This window comes from Blastococcus sp. TF02-8, assembly GCF_003319175.1.
Classification (GTDB): domain Bacteria; phylum Actinomycetota; class Actinomycetes; order Mycobacteriales; family Geodermatophilaceae; genus Blastococcus.
The window spans coordinates 87,408-110,892 of the sequence record NZ_QOHK01000008.1 but is presented as its reverse complement, the minus strand read 5'-3'; the positions used below and the strand labels follow the sequence as shown (position 1 = coordinate 110,892).

The following is a 23,485-nucleotide window of genomic DNA, read 5'->3' as shown; positions in this document are numbered from 1 at the left end:
CTGCCGATGAGGGAGGGGTGAGCCAGCGTCCGTCGTCCGCGCCCGAGGTGGGCCAGTGAAGGGGCTCAGCAAGGTCGCCGTCCCCGTGGGCGTCGTCGCCATCGTGCTCATGCTGGTGGTGCCGCTCCCGGCGCCGCTGATGGACCTGCTGATCGGCCTGAACCTGGCCATCGCGCTGCTGGTCCTGCTGGTCGCCATGCAGATCAAGCGGCCCCTGGACTTCGCGGTCTTCCCGTCGCTGCTGCTCATCGCGACGCTGTTCCGGCTCTCGCTGAACGTCTCCTCGACGCGGCTGGTGCTGACCGACGGCTACGCCGGCAAGGTGATCGAGGCCTTCGGGCACATCGTCATCGGCGGCTCGCTGATCGTCGGTCTGGTGATCTTCCTGATCCTGACGATCGTGCAGTTCGTGGTCATCACCAACGGTGCCGGCCGCGTCGCCGAGGTCGGCGCGCGGTTCACCCTCGACGCCATGCCCGGCAAGCAGATGGCGATCGACGCCGACCTGAACGCCGGCCTGATCAACGAGAAGCAGGCGCGCAAGCGTCGCCAGGAGGTCACCGCCGAGGCCGACTTCTACGGCTCGATGGACGGTGCCTCGAAGTTCGTCAAGGGCGACGCGATCGCCGGCATCGTGGTCACGCTGGTCAACCTCATCGGTGGCTTCGCCATCGGCGTGATGCAGCGCGGCATGGCCCCCGGCGAGGCCGTCTCGACCTTCTCGCTGCTGACCGTCGGCGACGGCCTGGTCTCGATGATCCCGGCGCTGCTGATGTCCACCGCGACCGGCATCATCGTGACCCGGTCGGCGACCGAGGGCGACATGGGCACCGACCTGCTCGCGCAGCTCGGCCGGTTCCGGCTGCCGGTCCGGATCGCCGGCGGCGCCGCCCTCGCCCTGTGCCTCATCCCCGGCCTGCCCAAGCTGCCGTTCCTGCTCGTCGGCGGCATCTTCCTGTTCATCGCCAGCCGGATGGCCGACGTCGAGGAGGTCGACGAGGAGGCCGAGGCCGCCGCGGAGGCCGCCGAGAACGAGCCTGCACCGGACTCCCCGGAGGCGATCGCCGAGAAGATGCGGGTGGACCCGCTGGAGCTCGAGGTCGCCTTCGACCTGGTCGACCTCGTCGACGCCTCCCGCGGCGGCGACCTGCTGGACCGGGTCAAGGCGCTGCGCCGGAAGGTCGCCATGGAGACCGGCCTGGTGATCCCGCTGGTCCGCACCCGCGACAACCTGGACCTGCCGTCCTCGCAGTACGTCATCTGGCTCAACGGCGTCCCCGTGGCCAAGGGCAGCTCCCCCGCCGGCACGGTCCTCGCCATCGGGGACGCGCTCGACGGCCTGCCGGGCAAGCCCACGCGCGAGCCCGTGTTCGGGCTGGCTGCCAAGTGGGTGCCGGCCGAGCTCCAGCGGGCCGCGGAGATGGCCGGCGCGACCGTCGTCGACCGGTCCTCGGTGATCACCACCCACCTGGCCGAGGTCGTCCGCCAGAACGGTGCCGAGCTGCTCGGCCGCGAGGACGTGCGCCTGCTGGTGGAGATGATCCGCCGCTCGCACCCCGTCGTCGTCGAGGAGCTGACCCCCACGCTGCTCACGCTGGGAGAAGTGCAACGCGTGTTGCACGCGTTGCTCGCCGAGGGTGTGTCGATCCGGGACCTCGTCCGCATCTTCGAGGCACTCTCTGTACGTGCGAAGTCCTCGACCGAACTCGACGGTCTCGTCGAGGCGGCCCGGTCGGCTCTCGGCTCGGCGATCAGCCAGCCCTACGTCACTCCCGACGAGCGGCTGCACGTCTTCACCCTCGAGCCGGGCTTCGAGCAGCGACTGCTGGAGGCGGTCCGCCAGACCGACATGGGCGCCGTCCTGGCCCTGGACGCCGGGGCCGTCGACGCCCTGGTCAGCGGCTGCAGCGGGATGCTCGAGGAGGCCGAGCGGTCGGGGCTGTCCCCGGTGCTCGTCTGCTCGCCCCAGGTCCGCGCGGCCCTGTCGCGCCTGATGCGCCAGATTCTTCCCCGGCTGCCCGTCATCTCCTACGCGGAGGTGTCCCGGACAGCGCAGATCGAGTCGCTGGGAGTGGTGAGCGGTGCCGTTGCGATCCGTTGAGGCCGCCACGCGCGACGACGCGATCGCGGCGGCGCGCGAGCAGTTCGGCCCCCACGCGCGCGTGGTGGGTGTCCGCCGCGTGCGCTCCGGCGGGGTGCTCGGGTTCTTCGCCACCGAGCGCTACGTGGCCGAGGTGGCCGACCAGTTCGCCCGTCCCGGCGCGCCGACCCCGTCGACCGGTCCCTCCCCCGCCGCGAGCGTCAGCTCGTTCGAGTCGCCCCTCGCAGCCGCCGCGCCGGCGCGCGCGCGGACCACGGCGCCTGCCCGCAACGGCGCCGCCGCCTGGGCCGCCGAGGCCGCCCGCCCGGTCGAGTCCGCGCGGGGTCCGCTGACCGGCAGCCGCCCGGCTGCCGCGCCGGCTCCCGCGGCCGACGACCAGGACCGCCTGGACGAGCTCGCCGGTCTGCTCGGTGGGCTGCCCGCGGCCGCCCCGCGCGCCTCCTCCCCCGCCGGTGGCGCCCTGGCCACGTCGTCCGCCGCGCTGTCGGCGGAGGCGTCGCGCGCGGCGTTCCCGCGCACCTCGACCAGCCGGGCACCCCGGCCGGCGCCGGCGCAGGTCAGCACCCCCGCACCGAGCTCCCCCTTCAGCGGGTCGGCGTCCGGTGGCTCGGCGTTCGGGGGATCGACGTCTGTTGGTTCGGCGTCCGTTGGTTCGGCGTCCGTTGGGTCGGCGTCCGGTGGCTCGGCGTCCGACGGTTCGTCGTTCGTGGGCGCGAGCTCCACGGCCACTCCGTCGCCGTTCGGCGCCTCCCCGTTCGCGGCGGCTGCGGAGCCCGGCGACGCGCCCTCTCCGTTCACGGCTGCCCTGGCCCGCATGGTGTCGGGCGACCGAGAGGTGCAGCAGGCGGTCGCCCACGCCCTGGAGGAGCCCGCCGGACCGAAGGCCTTCGAGCCGGAGCGTCTGGCCCCGGAACCCGCCTCCCGCCAGCGCGAGAAGCACGGAGCCGCCGCGCCCGACACCCGCACTCCCCGGCCGTCCCTCGCCGCGGCCATCCGTTCAGCAGACACGTCGACGCGGTCCAGGGCCGTTGCGCAGGAGGAGACCACCGTGGAAGAACAGGTCGTCACGGCGCCCTCCACCAGCACGTCCTCGACCGTCCCCGCCTGGGCGGCCGCGGAGGAGACTCCCGCCCCTCCGGTGTCGACCCGGCAGGAGGAGATCGCCGAGGTGCTGCGTTCGGCGCTCGCGCAGGGCCAGTCCGACGAGGCGCTGGCGGGCATCCTGCGCAAGATGCTGGCCGGTGACTCCCCGCAGGAGGCGCTCGCCGAGCCCGTCGAGCAGGCGGCGGCGCCCGCTCCCGTCGAGGCGGCCGCTGTCGAGGCGGCGCCGGTGGTCGCCCCCGCCGCCCCGATCGAGGCCGTGACCCCGGCCGTCGTCGCCACCGGGACCGAGCCCGCTCCCGTCGAGGTCGAGCTCTCCGCCGCGGCTCCCACCGACCTCACCCCCGAGGCGCCCTCGTCCGACGAGCCCGCGCCCCAGGAGCCCGCGCCGACGGAGCTGCCGTCGTCGAACTGGAACCTGACCGCCAACTACTCGCTGTTCGGCATCCCCCTGCCGACGTCGGGCAGCACCGGCCTCGGCTGGGACGCGCCCGCGCCGGCACCGGGGTACACCCCCCTCTGGGGCGAGCCGGTGATCGAGGAGTCCGCTCCGGTGTCGAGCACGGATGCCCCCATCTGGGCAGAGGTGCTCCGGCAGGAGAGCGGATCGGGCACCGAACAGCCCGCCGAGGCACCCGCGTCTCCGGACGAGGTGACGGCGGAGGCAGCGGATCCTGCCGCCGACGTCTGGGCCGAGACCACCACCGTCGGGAACACCGCCGCAGAGATCACCGCTGCCGAGGTCACCGCCGCCGAGGTCACCGCCGCCGAGCCGATCGAGGCGCAGCCGGTCGAGAGCCCCTCCGCCGAGGCGGCTGCGGACCTCGAGGTCGCGGACGCGGGCGAGGACGAGGCCCGGCTCGAGGTCGAGGTCGAGATCGAGGACGAGGCCGGGTCGGTCGAGGCGGCCGCGGTCGAGGCGGCCGCGGTCGAGGAGGCGCAGGACCAGGTCTCTGCCGGCTCCGAGGCAGCGGGCGACCTCGCCCCGCTGCTCGCCCGGACGGCCAGCGACCCCGCGCCCATGACCATGTCCATGGACGCCACGACCGTGATGCCCCGCGTCTCCCTGCTGCCCCCGCTGCCCGGTTCGCGCACGCGTGGCGGACTGCCGCCGGTGCCGCCGTCGGCGTCCCGTCCGGCGGTCCCGCCGGCCCGCCCGCGCCCCGAGAAGCCCCTCGCGGCCGAGACCGAGACCGAGGCGGTGCCGCCCTCGCGCGACGAGGCGGGCCGCGCCCCCGCGCGCACGCTGGCCACGGTGACCCGGCTCCCGGTGGCGCCGCTCATGGCCGGCCCCGACCTGCCGGAGATGCCGGAGCTCGACGACACCGACGAGGACGTTCCCGCCGCCGGCCGCGGCGCCGAGGTGGCCGCCCGGCTGCGCACCCTGGGTCTGCCCGCCGACCTGCTCGGCGCCGGGTTCGCGGAGCAGGTCCTCTCGCACGGGACGTACGCCGCGCTGACCCGCGCCCTCGCCGGCAGCCTGCCCGCGATCCCGCAGCTGCCCTCCGGCGCGGGCGACGTGCTGTTCGTCGTGGGCCCCGGCGTGGAGACGCTGCGGGCGGCGCAGTCCCTCGCGGCGACCCTGCGGCTGGACCCCGACCGGGTGCAGTGGGCGACCCGCGGCGACCTGGCTGGCCTGGCGCCCAGCGCCAGCCGTGTCTCGACCATCGACACCGCGATCGAGCGCCGCCAGGAGACCGCCGCCAGCGGCACCCTGACGATCGTCGCCGTCGACGCCCCGCTGCGCGGCGACGCCTACTGGATGGAGCAGATGCTCGCGGTCTGGTCCCCCGCCGCCGTCTGGGCCCTGGTGGAGGCGACCCGCAAGCCCGAGGACGTCGAGCTCTGGCTGGCCGGGCTCACCCGCGTGGACGCGCTCGCGGTGCAGGACACCGACCTGAGCGCGGACCCGGCGGCGGTGCTGCGTCACCTGGACACGCCCGTGGCCCTCCTGGATGGTGTCCGGGCCACGCCGCACCGCTGGGCCTCGCTGCTCTGCGAGCGCCTGGAGAACCCGCAGGCATGAGCCCCTTCCGCTGGGACGTCCTCCTCGTCGGGTTCGTGCTGGCCGTTCCGGTGCTCGCCCTCGGGCTGCGCGGGGACTTCACCACCGAGGAGATGGTGAGCCGGCTGCCGTGGTGCCTGCTCGCCGGGTGGGCCGCCGTCGCGCTGGTGCGCGCCGTGGCCACCCCGCCGAAGCCCGAGCCCAAGCCCAAGCCCAAGCGTCGTCCGACGGCCCGACCCGCCGTCGACGACGAGGCCGACGAGGAGCCGGCCGCCGCCTGACCGGCGGCGGCCGACTCCCCCGAGGTCAGAGCGGCAGGTCCTCGAGCATCTCGGTCACCAGGGCCGCGATCGGCGAGCGCTCGGACCGGGTGAGCGTCGTGTGCGCGAAGAGCACGTGGCCCTTGAGCTTCTCGATGACGGCGGTGACGCCGTCGTGCCGCCCGACCCGCAGGTTGTCGCGCTGGGCCACGTCGTGGGTGAGCACCACCCGCGAGTTCGTGCCGAGCCGCGACAGCACGGTCAGGAGCACGCCCCGCTCGAGCGACTGCGCTTCGTCCACGATGACGAACGAGTCGTGCAGCGAGCGCCCGCGGATGTGCGTCAGCGGCAGCACCTCGATCAGGTCGCGGGCCGCGATCTCGTCCAGGACCTCCGTGGAGACCAGCGCACCCAGGGTGTCGTAGACGGCCTGGGCCCAGGGCGACATCTTCTCGCCCTCGCCACCGGGCAGGTAGCCGAGCTCCTGCCCGCCCACGGCGTACAGCGGCCGGAAGATGACGACCTTCTTGTGCGCCCGCCGCTCCATGACCGACTCGAGCCCGGCGCACAGGGCGAGCGCCGACTTGCCGGTGCCCGCCCGGCCGCCGAGCGACACGATGCCGATCTCGGGGTCCAGCAGCAGGTCCAGCGCCACCCGCTGCTCGGCCGAGCGCCCGTGCAGACCGAAGGCCTCCCGGTCCCCGCGCACCAGGCGCACCTGCTTGTCCGGGGTCACCCGGCCCAGTGCGGAGCCCCGGGAGGAGAGCAGCACGAGCCCGGTGTGCGTGGGCAGCTCGGCGGCTGCCGCCAGGAACACCTCGCCGGAGTCGTAGAGCGCGTCGAGCACCGCGTCGTCGACCGAGAGCTCGGCCATGCCGGTCCAGCCCGCGTCGACGACGTCGTGGGCGCGGTACTCGTCGGTGTCCAGCCCGACCGCGGCCGCCTTGACCCGCAGCGGCACGTCCTTGGTGATCAGGCAGACGTCGCGGCCCTCCGCCCGCAGGTTGAGGGCGACGACCATGATCCGCGAGTCGTTGCTGTCGTTGCGGAAGCCGGCCGGGAGCACCGAGGGGTCGCTGTGGTTGAGCTCGACGTGCAGCGTGCCGCCCGCGTCGCCGATCGGGACCGGGGCGTCGAGTCGGCCGTGCAGGACCCGGAGGTCGTCGAGGGTGCGCAGCGTCTGCCGCGCGAACCAGCCGAGCTCGGGGTGGTTGCGCTTGTCCTCCAGCTCCCCGATGACGACGAGCGGGAGCACCACGTCGGCGTCGCCGAAGCGCAGCAGCGCCCGCGGGTCGGAGAGCAGCACGGAGGTGTCGAGGACGAACGAACGGCGAGACATGGTCACGCCAGGTCCTCGCTGGCGCTCGTCCCGGGCGTGCCCAGAGGTGCTGTGCTCTACGGACCTCGCGAGCTCGGTCATGTGTCGGCTCCCGTGGGACGCGGCCTCACGGCAGAGGCGCGCCCCGGTTCGAAGGTGGCCGGGCCCCGGCGCAGGGGCCGGGTGCCGGCCCCCCTGGTCGACGAACTCGTCAGCACCAACCGGGCCTCCCGCGGACGGCGAGGGTGGCTCGCCTTCCACTGCGGACGGTAGGCCCGCCCGCCGACAAAGGCGCCTCCGCGACCCGGTTCGGAACCTGATGTTCACCCCAAGTAGGTAACCGCCGTCACATCGACCCCAGGAGACGGCACGGCTACCGGGATCAGCTCGACTCGCGACGGAAACGACGGACGCCGAAGAACCAGCCCACCACCGCCAGCAGCAGCGTCATCGCCACACCCCACCAGGCGGTGGAGGTGTCGTACCCCCCGTCGAAGAAGGCCCGGGCGCCTTCGACGACGTGCTTCAGCGGGTTCACGTCGCTGATGGCCTGCAGCCAGCCGGGCGCGAGCGACATCGGCAGCAGGATCCCGGACAGCAGCAGGACCGGCAGGACGAAGGCGTTGAGCAGCGGCGCGAACGCGTCCTCGCTCTTGAGGGTCAGCGCGAGCGCGTAGGAGACCGAGGCGAACGCCGCTCCCAGCAGGGCGATCACCACCAGTGTCAGCACGACACCGAGCACCGGCGCCCGCAGCCCGAGCGGCAGGGACACCAGCACCAGGAGGGTGTCCTGGACCAGCAGCACCACGACGTCGCGCAGCACCCGCCCCAGCAGCAGGGCGGTCCGGCTGGCCGGGGTCACGCGCTGGCTCTCCACGACGCCGGCCCGGTACTCCGCGATCAGACCGAACCCGACGAAGAGCGCTCCGAAGATGCCGAGCTGCACCAGGATCCCGGGCACGAAGATCTGGTAGGCGTTGCCCGAGCCGAGCTGCCCGGACAGCGGCTCCAGCAGCGGGCCGAACAGCAGGATGTAGAGGATCGGCTGCATGAGGCTGATGACCAACCAGGCCGGGTTGCGGAGCGAGAGTCGCATCGCGCGGTTGAAGACGATGCCGGTGTCGCGCAGCAGTGTGCTCATCGGACGGCCACCTCCGGGGCCGGCGCGGCCGCGGGTGCCCCGGCCTCGCGCAGGGAACGACCGGTGAGGCCGAGGAAGACGTCGTCCAGACTCGGCCGGCGGCTCTCGATGCCGCTGACCACGAGGCCGGCCCGGTCCAGCGCGCGGACCAGCTCGACCAGGGCCGTGCCGCCGTGCGGGACCCGTGCCACCACCCGGTCCTCGAGCACCTGTGGCTCCTCCGCGCCGGGGAGCGCGGCGGCCAGGCGGGCGACCTCCGGCACCAGCTCGCGGTCCACGGTCACGGTGACGACGTCGCCACCCACCTGGGACTTCAGCTCGTCGGGCGTTCCCCCGGCGACGATCGAGCCGTGGTCGATCACCAGGATCCGGTCGCACAGGGCGTCGGCCTCGTCGAGGTAGTGCGTGGTCAGGAAGACCGTCGTGCCCCGCTCCTCGCGCAGGGCCCGGATGTGCTGCCAGAGGTTGGCGCGCGCCTGCGGGTCCAGCCCCGTGGTGGGCTCGTCCAGGAACACCAGGCCCGGCTGGTGGATCAGGCCCATGGCGATGTCCAGACGCCGCCGCTGGCCACCCGACATCGCCTTCGGCTGGCGCTCCCACATGCCGTCGAGGTCCAGCTCCCCGAACAGCTGCTGCCCGCGCGCGGTCGCCTCGGCGCGGCTCATGCCGTAGAGCCGGGCGTGGTCGACGACCTCCTCCCCCGCGCGAGCCTCGGGCGCGGTCGAGCCGCTCTGGGAGACGTAACCGATCCGCCTGCGCACGCCGACCGGATCGGCCCGCAGGTCGCAGCCGGCCACCGTCGCCTCGCCGGCGGTGGGTTCCAGCAGGGTGGTGAGCATGCGGAGCGTCGTCGTCTTCCCGGCACCGTTGGGCCCCAGGAAGCCGACGATCTCACCGGCCTCGACGTCGAGGTCGACGCCGACGACGGCGTGCACCTCCTGCTTGCGCTTCCGGAAGGTGCGGGCGAGCCCGCGGGCGTGGATCACGGCCGACAGCATCGGGCAGCCCACCGACAAGTTTCCAGCGGTTTCTCCGACGGCGTCAGACCGTCGGGCTCACCACCGGTCGTCCTCGCCGTGCTGCCGGCGCAGGGCCGGCCGCTCCACGGTGTCGGTCCGCATCCCCGGCGGGAGCGGGGGCTGCTCCTCGTAGGGGTCCTCGTACCGGTCCTCGTACCGGCCCGGGTCGTCCTCGTCCGCCCTGGACGCCCGTCGGGGCCGACGCTCCGGCCGGGCCCCGGCAGGGCGAGGTCCACGACGCGGACGCAGCGCGACCAGTGCCCACAGCGCGGGGACCAGCAGCACCGGCCACTGGACGGCGGGATCGCCGAAGCGCAGCATCCCGAGCACCAGCAGCACGGCCAGCCAGGCCGCGGTCCACAGACCGAGGAACCGTGCTCGCGACGGGCCGGACACGGGTCAGGCGGCCCGGAGCTCGGCGGCGACGCGGCGGGGCGTGAGCGGCTCGTCGAGGAGGCGGACGAACCGCTCGGCCACCGGCTGGTCGTCCGGGCGGGCGTCGAGCCAGCGGGACAGCAGCGCGAAGCCCTCGACGTAGGTGGAGGTGTAGGCCCGCCACAGCGGGTCGGTCAGGAACCGGATCTGCTGCCGGGCCCGCTCCGGGCTCACCAGCGACCAGCGCTGCAGGAAGGCGCTGACCTCGTCGGCGTCCGCCCCCCGGTCGTGCAGCAGCACGGCGGCGTCCTGCCGCACCCGGTTCAGGGGTCCCGCGGCGGCGGCGACGCGCTCGGCGAGGTACCCGTCGAAGCGCAGCCCGAGGTCACCCAGGATCTCCGCCGCCCACGGCCCCCAGCCCGGTCCGATGGCCGCCTGGACGCCCAGGTCGGCGAGCCCCTCGGCCATCAGGCACTCCGGGGTGTTCACGAGGAACACCGTGTGCTCGATCCGTCCGGCGCGCTCGACCAGACCGCTCTCCTTGCGGCAGTGCTCGGTGTGGTGGCCGGGATAGGACTCGTGCGCCACCAGGTGGGGCAGCTGCGAGAGCCGGTGCGGCAGGTCGGCGTTGATCGCCACCCGCGAGCGGAACGCGCCCTCGTAGTAGTTGAAGCCCGACCACGGCTTGTCGGTGACGACCTCGTAGCGCACCGTCTCGACCTCGGGGAGGCCGTACTGCCCGCGGACCAGGTCGCGCAGCGCGCTGGACAGCGCGTGCACGGCGGCCTCCAGCCGCTCCGGCGGGCACTCCTCGCGGCGCCGGTGGGCGGCGTACCGCTCGGCGAGCGCCCCCTCGCCGGGCAGCAGCGTGTCCAGCTCGGCGTGCGCGGCCGCGTAGGCCGCTTCGTCGCCCAGCTCGACGTCCACCTCGAAGTAGCTGCCGACCTCCTCGACGAAGCCGACCGGCTCACCGCTCATCTTCCGGGCGCTGCACTCCAGGCCGGTCAGCTGACCGCGCAGGAACTCCGCGCGGTCCTCGGGCAGGCCGGAGGCGTCCACCTCGCGCAGCAGCTCGCGGGCCCGGTCGCGCAGCTGCTGCGGCGTCGGCGCCGGCTCGTCCTGCACCTGCGCCCGGATCCGCGGGTCGCCGGTGTACGCGTCGACGAAGCCCGCCTCGAGCCGGTCGAAGCGCAGCCCCAGCCGCACGTACTCGAGAGCGAGGTCGAGGGCAGCGGCGGTCATGGACGCAGTTTCGCAGCCCGGGTCATCCGCCGAAGCGGCGGTGCCGGGCGGCGTAGTCGCGCAGCGCCCGCAGGAAGTCCACGCGGCGGAAGTCCGGCCAGTACACGTCGGTGAAGTAGAACTCGGCGTGGGCGGTCTGCCAGAGCAGGAAGCCCGACAGCCGTTGTTCCCCGCTGGTCCGGATGATCAGGTCGGGATCCGGCTGGCCCTTGGTGTAGAGGTGCTCGGCGATGTGCTCGACGTCGAGCACCTCCACGAGCTCGGCGAGGGTCGTGCCCCGTGCGGCGTGCTCGGCCAGCAGTGACCGGACGGCGTCGGCGATCTCGCGGCGCCCGCCGTAGCCGACGGCCAGGTTCACGGTCGCTCCCGGACGCTCCCGGGTGATCTCCTCGGCCCGCTCGAGGACCGCGACCGTCTCGTCCGGGAGCAGCTCCAGCGCCCCGACGGCCCGCAGCCGCCAGCGCCGGCTCGCCGAGGACAGGTCGGCCACGACGCCCTCGATGATGCGCAGCAGGGGCAGCAGCTCCGGCTCCGGTCGGGTGAGGTTGTCGGTGGACAGCATGAAGATCGTGACCACCTCGACGCCGGCCTCGTCGCACCAGTCCAGGAAGTCGACGATCATGCCGGCGCCGCGCCGGTGGCCCTCGCTGACGTCGTCCAGGCCCATGTCCCGGGCCCAGCGCCGGTTGCCGTCGATGATCACGCCGACGTGCCGCGGGAGCTCCGCGTCCTCCAGCGCCCGGGCCAGCCGTCGCTCGTACACCTGGATCAGCGCGTCCCGAACCTGCCGACGCACCCCCACGCGGCCAGCCTAGTGACCGGACGCCGTCCCGCTCGTCACGCGCCGCTCGGCGAGCCCCCGGGGCAGGGCCGCGCAGGTCACAGGCCGCTGCGGATGACGGCGTACCTACGGCTCCGTAACCTCACCTCATGAGCGTCTCTCCCCACGATCGCGAGACAGTCCGGGTGGAGGCGGACGGGTCCGAGCTCGAGGCCCCGGCTCCGGAGGCGGTCGCCACCGTCGTCGCCGAGGGCGAGCAGGTCGAGCGCGCGTGGGACGCGTCGGACTTCGCCGACTCCGACTGGACGCACCCCGACACCCGGCCCCGGGCGCGCGGCTGGATCCACCTGTTCTCGTTCTTCGGTGCCATCGTGGCCGGCGCAGTGCTGATCCCGCTGGCCGCCGTCCAGGGCGCTCGGGCCGGCTGGTCGGTGTCGGTCTACAGCCTGACGATCTGCGGCCTCTTCGGCATCAGCGCGCTCTACCACCGCCGCCGCTGGTCACCGCGCGGCTGGAAGATCATGAAGCGGCTCGACCACTCGATGATCTTCCTGTTCATCGCCGGCACCTACACCCCGTTCGCGCTGCTCGCCGTCGACCAGTCGACGGGCTTCGTGGTGCTCGCCGCCGTGTGGGCCGGCGCCCTGGCCGGGGTGACGCTGAAGATGACCTGGCCGACGGCGCCGCGGTGGGTGGGCGTGCCGCTCTACATCGGGCTGGGCTGGGTCGCGGTCTTCGTGCTCACCGACATCCTGCACATCGCCGGCGTCACCTCGATGGTCCTGCTCGCCGTCGGCGGCGTGCTCTACACGCTCGGCGGCATCGCCTACGGGCTGAAGAAGCCCAACCCGTGGCCGGGCACCTTCGGCTACCACGAGGTCTTCCACGCGATGACCGTCGTCGCGGCCATCTGCCACTACATCGCGGTGTACTTCGCGGTCTTCAACTCGCCGTTCGTCTAGGCGAACGGGGCCCGGTCGTCGAGCTTCACCGAGGCACGGCCGGCCAGCCGCCAGAGCCGGCCGGTGAGGTCGCGGTCCTCGTCGGTGACCAGGTTGCCCATCACCCGGAGGGCGACCGTCATCAGCGGCCGTGACCGCATGCCGACCGGGCCGGCCGCCGGTAGGAACCGCGGCACGGTGAGCAGGCCGGCCAGGCGCCGCGCGATGGAGAACGCCTCGCCGTAGTGCCGGCGCAGCGTGGCCGGCCACGCCGTCGTCCAGTCGTCCTCGTCGAGCATCCCGGCCAGCGTGCGGCCGGTCTCCAGGCCGTAGTCGATGCCCTCGCCGTTGAGCGGGTTCACGCAGCCGGCGGCGTCGCCGACCAGCGCCCAGTTACGGCCCGCGACGCCGGAGACCGCGCCGCCCATCGGCAGCAGCGCCGAGGCGACGTCGCGCACCGCGCCGTCCAGCTGCCACTCCTCGCGGCGGCTCTCCGCGTAGAACTCCAGCAGCGACTTCAGCTGCACCCCGGCGGGCCGCTTCGAGGTCGCCAGTGTGCCGACACCTAGGTTCACCTCGCCGGCCTCGGCACCCAGCGGGAAGACCCAGCCGTAGCCGGACAGCAGCTCCCCCTCGGCACCCCGGAGCTCCAGGTGCGAGCTGATCCACTCGTCGTCGCTGCGTCCCGAGCGGACGTAGCTCCGTGCGGCGACTCCGTAGGCGGTGTCGCGGTGCCAGGTACGACCCAGCACCCGGCCCAGCGGGGAGCGGACGCCGTCGGCGACCACGAGGCGCCGGCAGCCGACGGTCACCCGGCGGTCGTCGGCGAGCTCGAGGACGACGCCGGTCACCCGCTCGCCGTCCCGTTCGACGTCGACCGCCCGGGCGCCGTCCCACGGGGTGGCGCCCGCCTCGACCGCGACCTGCCGGATGCGGGCGTCGAGCTCCGTGCGCGGTACGGCGCTGCCGTGGTCGGGGAACTCGCCGCCCGGCCACGGCAGCTCCCACTGCCGGCCGAAACCCGCCGCCCGGAGACCGCGGTTGCGCGCCTTCGACCGCGCCCACTCCCCCAGCCCGAGCCGGTCCAGCTCCGCGATCGCCCGCGGTGTGAGCCCGTCGCCGCAGGTCTTGTCACGCGGGAAGACCGCCGCGTCGACGAGGACGACGTCGTGTCCCGCCCGCGCGGCCCAGGCGGCGGCCGACGAGCCGGCGGGCCCGGCGCCGACCACGAGGACGTCGGTCGCGGAGGGCACGGTCGGGGCGGTCACCGCCCCAGTGTCCCTGGTCGCGCCTCCAGGGCGCGCACCCCTCAGCCGAACAGCGGGAACGCGCTCACCCGTTCACCGAGCCACGCCCGGTCGACGTCGGTGAGCGGCTCCCGGCCGGTTCCGCGGCGGGCGGCCGTGACGTCGTCCCACTCCGGCGGCAGCGCCCCTCCGGCCAGCCCCGCCAGCACCCGGCGGACCTCGCCCAGCGGGGCGGCGCCCGGACCGGGACGGTCGAGCTGCGCCACCAGGTCGAGGTGGTGCACGGACGCCTCGACCACCAGTGTGGAGAGCAGGTCGTCGACCCACATCACCCATCCCTGCGTGCGGACCGGCACCCCGGCCGGCGCGCGCCCGGCCGCCACGAGCACCGCCGCCGTGGTCTCCGCGTAGAGCTCGACCAGGTCGGCATGGGCGGTCGCGACAGCGGCCACGGCGCGCGTGCGCACGAGCGCCTCGTCGTCGTCCCGGTCCGGCGGCTCCCACGCCCGCCAGTAGGTGACGGCGTCCCGGTCGACCGGACCGGCCACGGGCGTGTTCAGTGCGACCAGTGCGCGGCGGGCGTCGCCGAGCAGGTGGAACGCCAGGTCGTGGACCGCCCAGCCGCGGCACCCCGTGGCCGCCCACGGGTCACCGCCGCGCGCGACCGCGTGCAGGGTCTCGCTCAGGTCTCCGTACGCCTCGCGCAGCAGCTCCAGCGGCTCGGTCACCGGGGCAGCCTGGCAGACCACCGCCGCGGTCACCCCGGCTGCGGCCCCCGCGCACGGACCTCCTCGACGGTCGCCATGGCCTCGCGGAGCTCCCGCAGCCAGTCGTCGGCGTGCCGGCCGACCATGCGCACGGCCCAGAGCAGCGCCTCGGAGCGCGAGCGGGCCACGCCCGCGTCGACCAGGGTGTCGAGCACCAGGCGCTCGGGCTGGCGCAGCCGCGTCATGACCGGCACCGAGAGGTTGGTGAAGATCTCCCGAAGGTCCCCGCAGGCCGCGCCCCAGGCGACCGACCGTCCGTAGCGCTCCTGGGCGGCGTCGGCGATCGCCATGCGCTGCTCGCGGGTCTCCGCGCGGAACCGGGAGATCCGGCCCGCCCGCGCGGCGGCGGCGTCCCCATCGCCGGCCTCGGGCTCGGCCAGGCTGCCGACGACGGTGATCTCGTCCCGGTCGACGACCAGGTCGACCGGGCCGGTGAACCAGCCGTCGGGCAGCCGCCCGGCGAACCAGCCGGCCACCTCGGCGCGCTCGACCGGCGGGGGTGCCTCCGGTCCCCGGCCTCGACCCGCGCGGCCTGCGCCGGCCGCGAACATCGCATCGGCGAATCGGTGTCCCTGCACAGCAGCCTCCCGGTGAGAGCGTGTGATTACACGCTTGCACCGTAAGTAGGGTCGCCGAGGGGGACGAGGGTCCTAGGGCCCTCCCTGGGCCTCAGTTCCGCGGACGGCCGTCGTCGTCGCGCGGCGGCTCGATCGCCAGCGGCGCCCGACGCAGCGTGTCCAGCAGTTCCTGCCCCGGGGCGGGCTCCTCCAGCAGCTCGGCCGGGGTGTCCGGGACGTGGACCGGATCCTCGCGGTCGGCCGGGTCGAAGCTGCGCGGCAGCTTCTTGAGGTGCCCGCTCATCGACTTCACCAGCAGCGCGGCGGCGATCAGCAGCAGCACCAGCAGCAGGAGGCCGAGCGGACCCGCCTTGCCGACGTCCTCAGGCAGCTGCTCCCCGGCGGCGGCGAGAAGGCCGTTCATCGGACCGTCACCTCGCTGCGGATGCCGGCGAACAGGTCGTCCTCGGGCGTGGTGGCGTCGACCAGCGAGCGGGCCAGCTCGTAGTCCTCCGTCGGCCACACCTCCTGCTGCGTCTCCACCGGGCAGGCGAACCAGCGGCCCAGCGGGTCGATCTGGGTGGCGTGCGCGATCAGTGCGGCGTCGCGCACCGGGAAGTACTCCGCACACGGCACGCGTGTGGTGACCCGGTGGGAGATGTCGTGCGCCGGGTCCCAGTTGGCCAGCCACTCCGCGTAGGGCGACTCGGCGCCGGTCGCGAGGATCGCCTCGTGCAGCGCCTTCGTCCGGGGCAGCGTGAAGCTCATGTGGTAGTAGAGCTTGCTCGGCTGCCAGGGCTCACCCAGCTCGGGATACCGCTCCGGGTCACCGGCCGCCTCGAACGCGTGCATCGAGATCTCGTGGGTCTTGATGTGGTCCGGGTGCGGGTAACCGCCGCGCTCGTCGTACGTGGTGATCACCTGGGGCTTGAACCGGCGGATCAGCGCGACCAGAGGGGCCGCCGCCTCCTCGAGGGGCACCAGGGCGAAGCAGCCCTCCGGCAGCGGGGGCAGCGGGTCGCCCTCGGGCAGGCCGGAGTCGACGAAGCCGAGGAACTCCTGCTCGATCCCGAGGATCTCCCGCGCCCGCTCCATCTCCTCGGCCCGGATCTGGGGCAGCCGCTCCCAGACCTCGGGACGGTCCATGGCCGGGTTCAGCACCGAGCCCCGCTCGCCGCCGGTGGCCGTGGCCACCATGACGCGAACGCCCTCGGCCACGTACTTCGCCATCGTGGCGGCGCCCTTGCTCGACTCGTCGTCCGGATGTGCGTGCACGGCGAGCAGGCGCAGCTGGTCGGGTTGGGTCACCGCAACAGTGTCCCTCGCCGCGGGGCGTGGATGACGGATGCCCACCAGGTGTGGCCGACAACTCGCCCGGACGGGCGTCCCGCAGCCCCCGTGCGGTGCCGGTACGTTTCGGTTCCGCTCGCGTCGCACGACTGCACCGGCCCGATGTGCGGTGTTAGCTTGGCCGGATCGACCAGCGGCCGTCGCTCTCGGCGGCCACCCACGAGTTCCAGGAGTTCTCCCCCGTGTCCACCCCCACTGACGAGCAGAACCAGGCCATCTGGCTGACCCAGGAGGCCTACGACCGGCTGAAGGCCGAGCTCGACCAGCTGGTGGCGAACCGCCCGGCCATGGCCGCCGAGATCAACGCCCGCCGCGAGGAGGGCGACCTCAAGGAGAACGGCGGCTACCACGCCGCGAAGGAGGAGCAGGGCAAGCAGGAGGGCCGGATCCGCCAGCTCACCGACCTGCTCCGCAAGGCGCACGTGGGCGAGCCCCCGACCAAGGTGACCCACGCGGCGACCGGCACCGTCATCACCATCCGGTTCGACGGCGACGACGACACCGAGAAGTTCCTGCTCGGGTCCCGCGAGATCGCCGGCACGACCGACCTGACCGTCTACTCCCCCGAGTCGGCGCTGGGCGCGGCCATCATGGGCGCCGAGCCCGGCAAGAAGGTCACGTACCAGACCCCCAACGGGCGGGACATCACCGTCGAGGTCGTCGGCATCGAGCCGTTCGTCCCCTGACCCGTCCGGTGACCGCACCACGCGCCCGCTCCCGGCGGGCGGAGAACACCGGCTTCCCGTGCGTGCACTGCACCGCACGCGTGCCGGCCAACACCGACGGGCACTACCGCAACCACTGCCCGTTCTGCCTGTGGTCGCTGCACGTCGACGACCTGCCCGGCGACCGGGCGAGCCAGTGCCGGCAGCCCATGGAGCCGATCGGCCTGGTGGAGAAGTCGGGCAAGGGCTGGCAGGTGGTCCACCGCTGCACCGCGTGCGGTCACCGCCAGCCCAACCGGCTCGTCCGGGACGGCGCTGCCCCCGACGACCTCGACCTGGTGCTCTCGCTCCCCTGGCTCTAGTCGCGCCCGGGCACGGCGGGAGCCCGCCGGGCGTGCCGCAGTGAGACGACGACCGAAGCCGTCGCCGCCGCCACAGCGAGGAGCAGCCACCCGCCACCGGCGAACATGCTGCCGGCGTCCCCGGTGCGGTCGGCCCGGTCCATGTCGGCCAGCCATGCCACCCCCCACGCCGCGAGCAGCGCGAGGGACGCGAGGTAGAGCAGCAACGACGAGGCGATGGGGCCACGGCGCCCGAGCAGCAGGATCGGCGGTAGCGCGACCACGGCGAGGGCACCGACCGGGACGAGCATCGCCAGGAGACCGAGCACGACGTCCATGGCGGTCATCCTGGCCCCCGGTGGCGGCGTGCGGCCATCACCCACGCGGGGGTGATGGCCGGCTCAGGCGGTCGGCGCCAGCCCGCGACGACGCAGCAGCGGACCCGGGTCGGCGTCGCGACCGCGCACCGCACGGAACGCCGCCAGCGGGTCGACCGAACCGCCCACGGCGAGCAGCCGCTGCCGGAACGCGTCCCCGTTCTCGCGGCGTAGCCCTCCGTTCTCCTTGAACCACTCCACGGTGTCGGCGTCGAGCACCTCCGACCAGATGTAGGAGTAGTAGCCGGCCGAGTAGCCCCCGGCGAAGATGTGCTGGAAGTACGTGGTGCGGTAGCGGGGCGGCACGAGCTCGGACGCCACGCCGGCCGTGCGGAGCGCCTGCGCCTCGAACTCCACCGGGTCGCCGACCTCGCTCTCCGGCGTGATCCGGTGCCAGGCCTGGTCCAGCAGGGTGGCGGCCAGGTACTCCAGCGTGCCGAAGCCCTCGCCCCAGAGCTGGGCGGCGTCGATGGCGTCCACCACCGGGCGCGGCAGCGGTTCGCCGGTCTCGACGTGCCGGGCGTAGTGGGTGAGCACCTCGGGCCAGAGCGCCCACATCTCGTTGACCTGGCTCGGGAACTCGACGAAGTCCCGCGGCACGCTCGTGCCGGAGAACCGGGGGTAGGTGACCGCGGAGCTCAGGCCGTGCAGGGCGTGACCGAACTCGTGGAACAGCGTGTTGACCTCGTCGAGGGTGAGCAGCGTCGGCCGCCCCTCGGGGGCCCGGGTCACGTTGAGGTTGTTCACCACCACCGGCTTCGTGCCGAGCAGGCCGGACTGCCGCACGAACGAGCTCATCCACGCCCCGCCGCGCTTGCCCTCCCGGGCGAAGAAGTCACCCAGGTACAGGCCGACCTCGGCGCCGTCGGCGTCGGTGACCTCCCAGACCCGGACGTCGGGGTGGTAGCCCGTGAGGTCCGGACGGAGGGTGAAGCGGTAGCCGTAGAGCAGCTCGGCGGCGTGGAAGACGCCGTCGACCAGCACCCGGTCCAGCTCGAAGTACGGCCGCAGTGCCGTGGTGTCGACGGCGTAGCGCTCGGCCCGCACCCGCTCGCTGTAGAACGCCCAGTCCCACGGGGCCAGCTCCACCCCGTCACGGAGCGCGTACTCCCGCAGCACCTCGGCCTCGGCGTCGGCGTTGGCCACCGAGGCGGGCACCATCGACGCGAGCATCCGGTCGACCGCCTCGGTGGTGGCCGCGGTCTGGTCGGCGAGCACCAGGTCGGCATGGGTGGCGAAGCCCAGCAGCCGGGCTCGCTCGGCCCGTGCCCGGGCGATCCGCTCGGCGACCGGGCGGTTGTCGTGCTCACCGCCGGCGGCGCGGCTCGTCGACGCCTCGAACACCCGGCGCCGCAGCTCCCGGTCGCGAAGCTTGGCCAGCAGCGGCTGACCGGTGGGCAGCACCAGGGTGAGCAGGTGACCGTCGAGCCCGCGGTCGCTCGCCGCCCGGGCCGCGGCGGCGATCTCCTCCTCGCTCAGCCCGTCGAGCTCAGCCTCGTCGTCCACCCGGACCGCCGCTGCGTCGGTGGCCAGCTGCAGGTTCTGGCCGAAGCTCGTGGACAGCTCCGAGAGCTCCTGGTTGAGCTCGCTGAGCCGCACTCGGCCGGCGTCGTCCAGCCGGGCACCGGCCAGCACGAAGTCCAGGTGGTAGCGCTCGACCAGCCGCAGCGACTCGGGGTCCAGGCCCGCCGACTCCCTCGCCGCGTGCACGGCGTCGACGCGCGCGAACAGGGCCGGGTCCAGCCGCAGCGCGTCGTCGTGGGCGGCGGCCAGCGGGGCCACCTCCCGCTCGATCTCGCGCAGCCGCGGCGTGGCCACCGAGGAGGAGAGGTTGCCGAACACCGACCAGGCCCGGTCCAGCAGCGCACCGGACCGCTCCAGGGCGACGATGGTGTTCTCGAAGGTCGGCTCCTCGGCCGACGCGACGATCGCCGCGACCTCCTCGCGGTGCGCGGCCATGCCGGCGAGCAGCGCCTCGCGGCAGTGCTCGAGGGTGACGCCGGCGAAGGGTGGCAGCCGGAAGGGCAGCTCCGACGGCGCGGCCAGCGGGTTGTCGGCGGAGAGGGCGGGGGCGGAGTCGACGCTCATCGAGCGCCAGTCTCCACCCCCACCCGCTTCGCGACCTCGCCACCCGGGGTCGGGCCGCGGGAGCGTGCTCAGCGGCTGGCGGTCCGCCGGTAGATGCGCACCGACAGCGGCACGAACACGGCGAGCAGGACCGCCGACCACAGCAGCGTGTAGAGCACCGGGTGCTGCAGGGACCAGACGTCGGAGGTCTGCAGGATCGGCGCGGTGTTGCCGAAGAGCTCACGCGCCGCCTGCACGACCGCCGACACCGGGTTCCAGTCGGCGATCCACTTGAGCACCGCCGGGAAGTTGTTCGTCGGCACGAACGTGTTGGCGATGAACGTGAGCGGGAAGATGACGATGAAGCTGGCCTGCTGGACCACCTCGGGGGCGCGGACCAGCAACCCCACGGTCGCCATGAGCCAGCTCATCGCGTAGGCGAAGAGGAGCAGCAGCGCGAGACCGGCCAGCGCCTCGCCGAACGAGGAGCGGATCCGCCAGCCGACGATCAGCCCGGTGACGCCCATGACGACGATGGACAGGGCGTTCAGGGCGAGGTCGGCCACCGTGCGGCCGACGAGCACGGCCGACGGCGCCATCGGCAGGGACCGGAACCGGTCGATGAGCCCCTTCTGCAGGTCCTCGGCCAGCCCGGCGCCGGTGATCGTGCTCCCGAAGACGATGGTCTGGGCGAAGATGCCCGGCAGCAGGAACTCCGCGTAGCTGATGCCCTCGATGGGGATGGCGCTGCCGAACACGTAGCGGAAGAGCAGCACGAACATGATCGGCGACAGGGTCGCGAAGACGATCAGCTCCGGCACCCGCTTGACCTTGACCAGGTTGCGGCGGGTGATCGTCAGGCCGTCCTCGACGGCGATGGACAACGAGCTCATCGGGCACTCCCCACGGTCGTCGCGTCGCTCGCGGCGGTGTCGGTCTCGGCGACCCGGCCGGTGAGGGCCAGGAACACGTCGTCGAGGTCGGGGCGGCGCAACCCGACGTCGAAGATCTGCGAGGTGTCGCCGTCGAGGAGGCGCAGCGCCTCGGCCACCACCTCGGCGCCGCCGCTGACCGGCAGCGACAGCCGACGGGCCTGCTCGTCGACCACCGGGTCGTCGAGGCCCAGCGGGCGCAGCCGCACCGCCATGCGGGGCAGCACCGCGGCGTCGGTGACGGTGAACTCCAACCGCTGGCCGCCGACCTGCGCCTTGAGCTCGTCGGCGGTGCCCCGGGCGATGACCCGGCCGGAGTCGATGACCACCATGCGGTCGGCGAGGCGGTCGGCCTCCTCCAGGTACTGCGTCGTGAGCAGGATCGTCGTCCCGCCGTCGGCGAGCTCGGCGATGAACTCCCACATCGCCAGCCGGCTGCGCGGGTCCAGGCCGGTGGTCGGCTCGTCCAGGAACAGCACCCGGGGCCGGTTGATCAGCGAGGCGGCGATGTCCAGCCGCCGCCGCATGCCGCCCGAATACGTCTTCGCCGGCCGGTTCGCCGCGTCGGTCAGGTCGAAACGCTCCAGCAGCTCGCCGGCCCGCTTCCGCGCCTCCCGCTTGCCCAGTCGGTACAACCGCCCGACCATCTCCAGGTTCTCGAACCCGGTGAGGTACTCGTCGACGGCCGCGTACTGGCCGGTGAGGCCGATGACGGCCCGCACCCGGTCGGCGTCCCGCACCACGTCGAGGCCGAGCACCTCGGCCCGCCCGGCGTCGGGCGCGAGCAGCGTGGTGAGCGTGCGCACCACCGTCGTCTTGCCCGCACCGTTCGGGCCGAGCAGCCCGAGGACCGAGCCCTCGGCGACGGTCAGATCCACTCCGTCGAGCGCGGTGGTGGCGCCGTAGCGCTTGACCAGCCCCTCGACCACGATCGCGTCGGTCATGCCGCGGACGCTAGGCCCACCCCCCGACAGTTCCCCACCGCTTTTCTCCGTCGCGTACACGCGCAGTCCTCCGTTCCCGCCCCGCGGACACGGGACAGCAACGAAGACCCCGCGAGAGGACCGGACTCATCGCTCCCGCGCGTGTCAGGCTGCTGCGGTGCGCCCCGGGAGCTTCGACGCCGCTCTGGCCGAGCAGTGGAGCCGGTGGGTGCTCGCTCATGGCCTCCCGGAACTGCCCGGGCGCGACCTCCCCCTCGGCCGGTCGGTCCCGGTCGGCTGCTGGGTGGGCCCGGACACCGCAGCCGTGGCCCACGTGCGCTACCTGCGATGGGACGACGACGAGGAGCCGTTCCCCCAGGTGGACGTCGAGCTCTTCTGCCTCGTCGACGGGGAGTGGGAGATCTGGGGCGGTGGCGGCGGGAACTGGACGGACGAGCCGACCCTGGATCGGGTCGCCGTCCCCCCGGGAACCGCCGCCCTCGACGGCATGACCGCCGGCTGGGCCGACGATCGCGGCTGCACGGCACTCTTCGGCCCCGTCGGCACCGACGCCGCCACCGTCGAGGTGACCCAGGAGGGCCGGGCGACGCGGCGCCCGGTCGAGGCGCCGGTCGGGTTGCTCGTCGTCTGCGCCGACTCGCGGTACCCCTTCACCGTACGGGTCCTGGATGCAGCGGGCGGGCTGCTCGGCGAGGTCGACCAGCCCGCCGGCCGGGACGGCGTCACTCCGGGGTGACGGCGTACCCCGCGCTGCGCAGGGCGCCGATGACCTCCCCGGCGTGCACCGGCCCACGGGTCTCGACGACGACGAAGATCTCGACCTCGCCGATGCCGAGCCGCGTCGTCGTCCGCTCGTGCTCGACCTCCAGCACGTTCGCACCCACGGCGGCCAGCTCCGCGAGGACGGCGGCCAGCGAGCCCGGACGGTCGGGCACCCGCAGGCGCAGCGAGAGGTAGCGCCCGGCCGCGGCCATGCCGTGCTGGACGACCTTCAGCAGCAGGACCGGGTCGATGTTGCCGCCGGAGACGACGGCGACCACCGGCGCTCGGAACGCGGTCGGATCGGCCAGCACGGCGGCCACCGCGGCCACCCCGGCCGGCTCCACGACGAGCTTCGCCCTCTCCAGGCAGAACAGCAGCGCCCGGGAGAGGTCCTCCTCGCTGACCGTGCGGACCTCGTCGACCAGCCCCTGCACGTGCGCGAAGGTCAGGTCGGTCGGCTTCGGGACGGCGATCCCGTCGGCCATCGTGCTCATCGACGGGAGCGCCACCGGGCGGCCGGCCGCGAGCGAGCCGGGGAAGGCCGCGGCCTCCTCCGCCTGCACCGCCACCACCCGGACGTCGGGACGGCGCTCCTTGACCACCGCGGCGACGCCGGACACCAGCCCCCCGCCCCCGGCGCACACCAGCACCGTGGCGACCTCCGGGCACTGCTCGAGCACCTCGAGGCCGACCGTCCCCTGCCCCGCGATGACGTCGGCGTGGTCGAAGGGGTGGATGAAGACCGCGCCGGTGCGCTCGGCGTGCTCGGCGGCGGCCAGCAGCGGCTCCGCGAGCGACTGGCCGAACATCTCGATCTGCGCCCCGTAGGCCTCGGTGGCCGCGACCTTGGGCAGTGGCGCCGTCTCGGGCATGTAGACCGTGGCCCGGGCGCCCAGCAGCCGGGCGGCCAGAGCGACGCCCTGGGCGTGGTTGCCCGCACTGGCCGCGACGACGCCCCGAGCGCGTTCCTCCTCCGTGAGCCGCGCGATCCGGGTGTAGGCCCCGCGGATCTTGAAGGAACCGGTGCGCTGCAGGTTCTCGCACTTGAGCCAGACCGGCCCGCCGACGCGGTCGGCGAGGGCACCGGAGAACTCCAGCGGCGTGCGGCGCACGACGCCGTCCAGCAGTTCGGCGGCGGCCTCGACCTCCGCGCCGCTGACCAGGGGGACGGACACGGCCCGATCCTCGCAGC

Annotated in this window: 23 protein-coding genes; 7 read left to right on the top strand and 16 right to left on the bottom strand. The window is 73.8% G+C overall.

Going from position 1 to position 23,485, the window contains the following annotated elements:
* Positions 1–55 precede the first annotated feature (55 nt).
* From flhA to DQ237_RS15820, 3 genes are read left to right on the top strand one after another with little or no spacing between them, the layout of a single operon-like run.
* Positions 56–2,101, top strand: coding sequence for a flagellar biosynthesis protein FlhA (gene flhA, locus DQ237_RS15830; protein ID WP_113801087.1), 2,046 nt, complete (start codon positions 56–58; stop codon positions 2,099–2,101).
* Complete coding sequence (locus DQ237_RS15825; RefSeq protein WP_113801086.1) at positions 2,082–5,228, top strand: hypothetical protein; 3,147 nt, start codon at positions 2,082–2,084, stop codon at positions 5,226–5,228. The genes flhA and DQ237_RS15825 overlap by 20 nt, the downstream gene beginning before the upstream one ends.
* The gene (locus DQ237_RS15820; RefSeq protein ID WP_240619676.1) at positions 5,225–5,488 is read left to right on the top strand and encodes a hypothetical protein; all 264 of its coding nucleotides are present in this window, start codon (positions 5,225–5,227) and stop codon (positions 5,486–5,488) included. The genes DQ237_RS15825 and DQ237_RS15820 overlap by 4 nt, the downstream gene beginning before the upstream one ends.
* A gap of 25 nt (positions 5,489–5,513) precedes the next feature.
* Here the strand turns inward: DQ237_RS15820 and DQ237_RS15815 are convergent, their stop codons facing one another.
* The 6 genes from DQ237_RS15815 to DQ237_RS15790 all read right to left on the bottom strand — a co-directional run bounded on the left by DQ237_RS15815 (position 5,514) and on the right by DQ237_RS15790 (position 11,364).
* Positions 5,514–6,806: a PhoH family protein gene (locus DQ237_RS15815; protein WP_113801159.1), complete on the bottom strand. Its 1,293-nt coding sequence runs from the start codon at positions 6,804–6,806 to the stop codon at positions 5,514–5,516.
* Between the two features lie 361 nt (positions 6,807–7,167).
* Positions 7,168–7,926, bottom strand: coding sequence for an ABC transporter permease (locus DQ237_RS15810; RefSeq protein ID WP_113801085.1), 759 nt, complete (start codon positions 7,924–7,926; stop codon positions 7,168–7,170).
* A complete protein-coding gene (locus DQ237_RS15805) occupies positions 7,923–8,912 on the bottom strand; it encodes an ATP-binding cassette domain-containing protein (protein WP_113801158.1) in 990 nt (329 codons plus the stop codon). The genes DQ237_RS15810 and DQ237_RS15805 overlap by 4 nt, the downstream gene beginning before the upstream one ends.
* 69 nt (positions 8,913–8,981) lie before the next feature.
* Complete coding sequence (locus DQ237_RS15800; protein WP_113801084.1) at positions 8,982–9,341, bottom strand: hypothetical protein; 360 nt, start codon at positions 9,339–9,341, stop codon at positions 8,982–8,984.
* Between the two features lie 3 nt (positions 9,342–9,344).
* Complete coding sequence (locus DQ237_RS15795; protein WP_113801083.1) at positions 9,345–10,562, bottom strand: DUF885 domain-containing protein; 1,218 nt, start codon at positions 10,560–10,562, stop codon at positions 9,345–9,347.
* A gap of 22 nt (positions 10,563–10,584) precedes the next feature.
* A complete protein-coding gene (locus DQ237_RS15790) occupies positions 10,585–11,364 on the bottom strand; it encodes an isoprenyl transferase (RefSeq protein WP_113801082.1) in 780 nt (259 codons plus the stop codon).
* A gap of 128 nt (positions 11,365–11,492) precedes the next feature.
* Between DQ237_RS15790 and DQ237_RS15785 the strand changes: the two genes are divergently transcribed.
* Complete coding sequence (locus DQ237_RS15785; RefSeq protein ID WP_113801081.1) at positions 11,493–12,305, top strand: hemolysin III family protein; 813 nt, start codon at positions 11,493–11,495, stop codon at positions 12,303–12,305.
* Here DQ237_RS15785 and DQ237_RS15780 read toward each other — a convergent pair.
* The 5 genes from DQ237_RS15780 to mca all read right to left on the bottom strand — a co-directional run bounded on the left by DQ237_RS15780 (position 12,302) and on the right by mca (position 16,163).
* Positions 12,302–13,552, bottom strand: a complete 1,251-nt coding sequence (locus DQ237_RS15780) for a geranylgeranyl reductase family protein (protein ID WP_113801080.1) — start codon at positions 13,550–13,552, stop codon at positions 12,302–12,304. The two genes, DQ237_RS15785 and DQ237_RS15780, sit on opposite strands and share 4 nt — an antisense overlap.
* Before the next feature lie 41 nt (positions 13,553–13,593).
* Complete coding sequence (locus tag DQ237_RS15775; protein WP_166509649.1) at positions 13,594–14,259, bottom strand: maleylpyruvate isomerase N-terminal domain-containing protein; 666 nt, start codon at positions 14,257–14,259, stop codon at positions 13,594–13,596.
* A gap of 29 nt (positions 14,260–14,288) precedes the next feature.
* The gene (locus tag DQ237_RS15770; protein ID WP_240619675.1) at positions 14,289–14,876 is read right to left on the bottom strand and encodes a hypothetical protein; all 588 of its coding nucleotides are present in this window, start codon (positions 14,874–14,876) and stop codon (positions 14,289–14,291) included.
* Between the two features lie 91 nt (positions 14,877–14,967).
* The gene (locus DQ237_RS15765; RefSeq protein WP_113801078.1) at positions 14,968–15,279 is read right to left on the bottom strand and encodes a hypothetical protein; all 312 of its coding nucleotides are present in this window, start codon (positions 15,277–15,279) and stop codon (positions 14,968–14,970) included.
* On the bottom strand, positions 15,276–16,163 hold the full coding sequence (mca, locus tag DQ237_RS15760) for a mycothiol conjugate amidase Mca (RefSeq protein ID WP_113801077.1): 888 nt from the start codon (positions 16,161–16,163) through the stop codon (positions 15,276–15,278). The genes DQ237_RS15765 and mca overlap by 4 nt, the downstream gene beginning before the upstream one ends.
* A 224-nt stretch (positions 16,164–16,387) precedes the next feature.
* Here mca and greA point away from each other — a divergent pair, with 224 nt between their 5' ends.
* Together greA and DQ237_RS15750 are read left to right on the top strand one after the other, a co-directional pair.
* Positions 16,388–16,891: a transcription elongation factor GreA gene (gene greA / locus DQ237_RS15755; RefSeq protein ID WP_113801076.1), complete on the top strand. Its 504-nt coding sequence runs from the start codon at positions 16,388–16,390 to the stop codon at positions 16,889–16,891.
* An 8-nt stretch (positions 16,892–16,899) separates the two neighbouring features.
* On the top strand, positions 16,900–17,232 hold the full coding sequence (locus DQ237_RS15750) for an RNHCP domain-containing protein (RefSeq protein WP_166509648.1): 333 nt from the start codon (positions 16,900–16,902) through the stop codon (positions 17,230–17,232).
* On the opposite strand, the gene DQ237_RS15745 is transcribed toward DQ237_RS15750, so the two are convergent.
* The 4 genes from DQ237_RS15745 to DQ237_RS15730 form a co-directional block, all read right to left on the bottom strand.
* Complete coding sequence (locus DQ237_RS15745; RefSeq protein WP_113801075.1) at positions 17,229–17,549, bottom strand: hypothetical protein; 321 nt, start codon at positions 17,547–17,549, stop codon at positions 17,229–17,231. The two genes, DQ237_RS15750 and DQ237_RS15745, sit on opposite strands and share 4 nt — an antisense overlap.
* A 63-nt stretch (positions 17,550–17,612) precedes the next feature.
* A complete protein-coding gene (locus DQ237_RS15740; RefSeq protein WP_113801074.1) occupies positions 17,613–19,676 on the bottom strand; it encodes a M3 family metallopeptidase in 2,064 nt (687 codons plus the stop codon).
* Positions 19,677–19,744: 68 nt separating this feature from the next.
* The gene (locus DQ237_RS15735; protein WP_113801073.1) at positions 19,745–20,548 is read right to left on the bottom strand and encodes an ABC transporter permease; all 804 of its coding nucleotides are present in this window, start codon (positions 20,546–20,548) and stop codon (positions 19,745–19,747) included.
* Entirely contained in the window at positions 20,545–21,531 is a 987-nt protein-coding gene (locus DQ237_RS15730; protein WP_113801072.1) for an ATP-binding cassette domain-containing protein, read from the bottom strand. The genes DQ237_RS15735 and DQ237_RS15730 overlap by 4 nt, the downstream gene beginning before the upstream one ends.
* A 157-nt stretch (positions 21,532–21,688) precedes the next feature.
* Here DQ237_RS15730 and DQ237_RS15725 point away from each other — a divergent pair, with 157 nt between their 5' ends.
* A complete protein-coding gene (locus tag DQ237_RS15725; protein WP_113801071.1) occupies positions 21,689–22,267 on the top strand; it encodes a hypothetical protein in 579 nt (192 codons plus the stop codon).
* Here the strand turns inward: DQ237_RS15725 and ilvA are convergent.
* Positions 22,254–23,468 carry a threonine ammonia-lyase gene (gene ilvA, locus DQ237_RS15720; protein ID WP_205730244.1) on the bottom strand — a complete coding sequence of 405 codons (1,215 nt, stop codon included), beginning with the start codon at positions 23,466–23,468 and terminating at the stop codon, positions 22,254–22,256. The genes DQ237_RS15725 and ilvA overlap by 14 nt on opposite strands.
* Positions 23,469–23,485 lie beyond the last annotated feature (17 nt).

Excerpts from the sequence above, each read along its gene's own strand:
- DQ237_RS15820 (WP_240619676.1), top strand. The coding sequence starts at position 5,225 with ATGAGCCCCTTCCGCTGGGACGTCCTCCTCGTCGGGTTCGTGCTGGCC.
- DQ237_RS15815 (WP_113801159.1), bottom strand. The coding sequence starts at position 6,806 with ATGTCTCGCCGTTCGTTCGTCCTCGACACCTCCGTGCTGCTCTCCGAC.
- DQ237_RS15810 (WP_113801085.1), bottom strand. The coding sequence starts at position 7,926 with ATGAGCACACTGCTGCGCGACACCGGCATCGTCTTCAACCGCGCGATG.
- DQ237_RS15795 (WP_113801083.1), bottom strand. The coding sequence starts at position 10,562 with ATGACCGCCGCTGCCCTCGACCTCGCTCTCGAGTACGTGCGGCTGGGG.
- DQ237_RS15785 (WP_113801081.1), top strand. The coding sequence starts at position 11,493 with ATGAGCGTCTCTCCCCACGATCGCGAGACAGTCCGGGTGGAGGCGGAC.
- DQ237_RS15765 (WP_113801078.1), bottom strand. The coding sequence starts at position 15,279 with ATGAACGGCCTTCTCGCCGCCGCCGGGGAGCAGCTGCCTGAGGACGTC.
- DQ237_RS15745 (WP_113801075.1), bottom strand. The coding sequence starts at position 17,549 with ATGGACGTCGTGCTCGGTCTCCTGGCGATGCTCGTCCCGGTCGGTGCC.
- DQ237_RS15740 (WP_113801074.1), bottom strand. The coding sequence starts at position 19,676 with ATGAGCGTCGACTCCGCCCCCGCCCTCTCCGCCGACAACCCGCTGGCC.
- DQ237_RS15735 (WP_113801073.1), bottom strand. The coding sequence starts at position 20,548 with ATGAGCTCGTTGTCCATCGCCGTCGAGGACGGCCTGACGATCACCCGC.
- DQ237_RS15730 (WP_113801072.1), bottom strand. The coding sequence starts at position 21,531 with ATGACCGACGCGATCGTGGTCGAGGGGCTGGTCAAGCGCTACGGCGCC.